Genomic DNA, 465 nt, shown 5'->3' with positions numbered 1-465 from the left:
TCTGATGATGGCATTGATTGCACTGATAAAGGAGACGAGATTTTAACTGGCAATACTTATCATGCCCACAATGAGGGCAGTGATACCCCGTAGGCCAGCGCATATCGAACACCTGTTTCTGGCATTGTTCTTCATGACCCTATAATGAAATAAACTCATGAATAGAAATGCCTTTTTGGAATTGAATCTGATTTTTAGCCATTTTCATTTACCTCCACACAGACTTATTTTAAGTATATGCCTATGGGAGCTGAATTTAAGTGATAATCAGGTTAAAGAATGGGCAATGAGTGTAATAAAAAACTGATAATTCAGAGTGTTATATTAGGGGCTGTTGGCGTTTTGAGAGGAATTATTGAACAGCATGATGATTGGGTATAATTGCTTTCGCCAAAAACCAACCATGCCTTACCATCATGCCGAGAACCATGTTATCAAAACCCCTATGGAATACGCTAGCTGTAT

1 pseudogene is annotated in these 465 nt (G+C 38.5%); it reads right to left on the bottom strand.

From position 1 onward, the window contains the following. Positions 1-202 (bottom strand): annotated as a pseudogene (locus tag AACQ83_RS24450) (transposase); the annotation flags it as partial. Positions 203-465 lie beyond the last annotated feature (263 nt).

The organism is Photorhabdus sp. S10-54, from assembly GCF_963878145.1.
GTDB lineage: Bacteria > Pseudomonadota > Gammaproteobacteria > Enterobacterales > Enterobacteriaceae > Photorhabdus > Photorhabdus kayaii.
The sequence above is the reverse complement of the archived record's forward strand: the minus strand, read 5'-3'. Positions and strand labels throughout refer to the sequence as shown.